We start from the raw sequence: 2,930 nt of genomic DNA on the forward strand, positions 1-2,930 counted from the left end.
GCTCGGTCGTGGCGAACTCGCGTTGCTCAGGCGTGGGACGAATGCAATCGACCGGACACTCGGGTACGCAGCTGGCGTCGTTGCAACAACGCTGCGTGATCACATAGGCCATATCTCGCAGATCCTCACGAGTCCGTCGAAAGGGGTGTGGGAACGGTTTCTTGCATCTTGCGCAGGTTTTCGGCGACCTCGGCCTCCCACACCTCGTTGGCCTTGGAGGTGTCGACCTCGAACTCGAAGCGCTGCTGGGATTTCGGGTCGATGTCGGCGACGTCGACATAGAACTGTTCGTACCAGCGGCGCAGTTGGTAGACCGGGCCATCCTCGTCGCACAGGAGCGGATTCTCGATCTTGGACTTGTGCTTCCAGATCTCGACATCCTGCAGGAAGCCGACGGCGATGCCCTCGGTCATCTTCTCGGCCAGTTTCTGGGCGTGCTCATCCGGGATGCCTTTCGGCTTCTCCAGCGTGATCCCGTATTGGAGAACGAACGAGTCCTGGGTGACCGGGTAATGGCAATTGACCAGGACGCTGCGCACCTCGAATCCGCTGTAGATGTTGAGCAGGGGGTTGATCATGTACGCGGGCCCGAAGTAGGACGCCTCCGATTTCAGGAGGGTGTCGCCGCCGTATTTGGTGGCCATGCCGATGTCGGGGCGGCCCTTGGTCTCGAGGTACTGCGTGGCGACGTGGCCCTCGAAGACGTTCTTGAAGTAGGTGGGGAAGGCGTAGTGGATGTAGAAGAAGTGCGCCATATCGACGATGTTGTCGATGATCTCGCGGCAGTTGGAGCCCTCGATGAGGATCGAGTTCCACGTCCAGGGAGTCCAATCCGGATTCATCGCGTCGAGGTCGTTGCCCTCGGCGTCGGTGTATGCGCCCTGCGCATAGGGAATCGTCACACCGAGAGCGGGCGGATTGCCTTCGTGGTCGTGCCACACGAACAGTTGCCCATTGCGTTCCAATGTGAGCCAGGAGCGGGTGCGGGCCAATGGCGGAACCCGGCGGGCGTAGGGGATGTCCTTGCATTTGCCGTCGCCGCCCCAGCTCCAGTCGTGGAACGGGCAGGCGACATTGTCACCCTTGACCTTTCCCATGGAGAGGTCCCCGCCGAGGTGCCGGCAGTACGCGTCCAGTACCTTCAGTTCACCCGTGCTGTCGGCCCAGACGACCAGTTTGGTACCGAAGGCGTTGACCGAGTGCGGTTTACCGTCGCGGAAGGTCTCGGCGAGGCCGAGACAGTGCCAGCCGCGGGCGTACCGGCTGGGCATGGTGCCCACGTCGATCTCGCGGACATTCCTGCCGCGGCCCTGACGGTCTGTCGCCATCACGCACTCCTCAATGCACTAGAACGAGTTACAGAACTGTGACAGCTTCGGCCGAGTGGCGGTGGTGGGGCAATGGTCAAAGGTCCCTATTTTTAGGTCATTTTCTCCACTGGCCTACGTCATGCTGATCCTCGATAGTGACTAGAACGTGTTCTATTTGTGTGGTGATTGAGGTCGCCACCGACTGATAGTCAGGAGTATCCCGCGAGATGGCCGAGGAAATCATCGACCGCGTGGAGGCATTGCTGCCCACACTGCGCGACCGCGCCCAGGAGACGGAAGATCTGCGGCGTATCCCGGAGCAGTCCATCAAGGACTTGCAGGAGACCGGATTCTTCAAACTGCTGCAGCCGCGTCAATGGGGTGGTCACGCGGCCGATCCGGTCGTCTTCTACGACACCGTCCGCACGATCGCGAGCGCGTGCGGCTCGACCGGCTGGGTGGCCGGCATCCTCGGCATCCACAATTGGCACCTGGCGCTGTTCGATCAGCGGGCACAGCAGGATGTGTGGGGCGAGGACGCCGATGTGCGGATCGCGTCCTCGTACGCCCCGATGGGGGCGGGCGTGGTGACCGAGGACGGCTCCGGATACCTCGTGAACGGTGCCTGGGCCTGGTCTTCCGGCTGCGATCACGCCGACTGGGTGGTCGTCGGCGGCCCGGTGATCAAGGACGGCAAGCCGGTCGACTTCGGGTCGTTCCTCATCCCGCGCAGCGACTATCGCATCGACGACGTATGGCATGTGGTCGGTCTGCGTGGCACCGGCTCCAATACGGTCGTGGTCGAGAACGTATTCGTGCCCACGCACCGCTTCCTCGGCTTCGCCGCCATGGGACAACTGAAATCCCCTGGCCTGGAGCACAATGCCGACCCGGTGTACAAGATGCCCTGGGGCACGATCCATCCCACCACCATCTCCACCCCGATCGTCGGCATGGCCTACGGCGCGCTGGCGGCGCACATCGAGCACCAGGGGCAGCGGGTTCGCGCCGCCTACGCGGGTGAGCACGCCAAGGACGACCCCTTCGGCAAGGTCCGGATCGCCGAGGCCGCCAGCGACATCGACGCGGCGTGGCGGCAGCTGTCGGGAAACATCGCCGACGAGTACGCGTGTCTGGTTGCGGGCCGGGAGATTCCGTTCGAGCTGCGGGCCCGCGCCCGCCGCGATCAGGTGCGCGCCACCGGTCGTGCCGTCGCCTCCATTGACCGGTTGTTCGAGGCCGCGGGAGCCACCGCTCTCATGGAGGGCACCGCGTTGCAGCGGTTCTGGCGTGACGCGCATGCCGGCCGGGTGCACGCGGCCAACGACGCCGAGCGCGCATACGTCATGTACGGCAACCACGCTTTCGGGCTGCCCATCGGCGACACGATGGTGTAGTCCGGTGTTCACGGTCCGATTCGGTATCGAAAGCGAAGGGTGATCATGGGTATTCAAGCGCTCGGCTACGTCCGCATCGAGGCCACCGATATGGCGGCCTGGCGCGAGTACGGCCTGAAGGTGCTCGGCATGATGGAGGGCGACGGGGCCAACCCCGACGCGCTGTATCTGCGTATGGACGATTTCGCCGCGCGGCTGGTGATCATCCCCGGTGAGAAGGACC

The 2,930-nt window shown here is 63.7% G+C and carries 2 protein-coding genes and 1 pseudogene; 2 read left to right on the plus strand and 1 reads right to left on the minus strand.

What is annotated here, in order from left to right; translation table 11 throughout:
• Positions 1–125: 125 nt before the first annotated feature.
• Entirely contained in the window at positions 126–1,328 is a 1,203-nt protein-coding gene (locus tag GLP40_RS33030) for a Rieske 2Fe-2S domain-containing protein (RefSeq protein WP_196054887.1), read from the minus strand.
• Positions 1,329–1,537: 209 nt separating this feature from the next.
• Here GLP40_RS33030 and hsaA point away from each other — a divergent pair, with 209 nt between their 5' ends.
• Together hsaA and GLP40_RS33040 are read left to right on the plus strand one after the other, a co-directional pair.
• The gene (hsaA, locus tag GLP40_RS33035; protein WP_154791955.1) at positions 1,538–2,707 is read left to right on the plus strand and encodes a 3-hydroxy-9,10-secoandrosta-1,3,5(10)-triene-9,17-dione monooxygenase oxygenase subunit; all 1,170 of its coding nucleotides are present in this window, start codon (positions 1,538–1,540) and stop codon (positions 2,705–2,707) included.
• 45 nt (positions 2,708–2,752) lie between these two features.
• Positions 2,753–2,930, plus strand: a pseudogene (locus tag GLP40_RS33040) (2,3-dihydroxybiphenyl 1,2-dioxygenase); the annotation flags it as partial.

Origin of the sequence: Nocardia aurantiaca (genome assembly GCF_009708175.1) — a bacterium.
GTDB classification, from domain to species: domain Bacteria; phylum Actinomycetota; class Actinomycetes; order Mycobacteriales; family Mycobacteriaceae; genus Nocardia; species Nocardia aurantiaca.

Bases quoted from the DNA above. Each gene is read 5' to 3' on its own strand.
- hsaA (WP_154791955.1), top strand. From the start codon at position 1,538: ATGGCCGAGGAAATCATCGACCGCGTGGAGGCATTGCTGCCCACACTG.
- GLP40_RS33030 (WP_196054887.1), bottom strand. From the start codon at position 1,328: ATGGCGACAGACCGTCAGGGCCGCGGCAGGAATGTCCGCGAGATCGAC.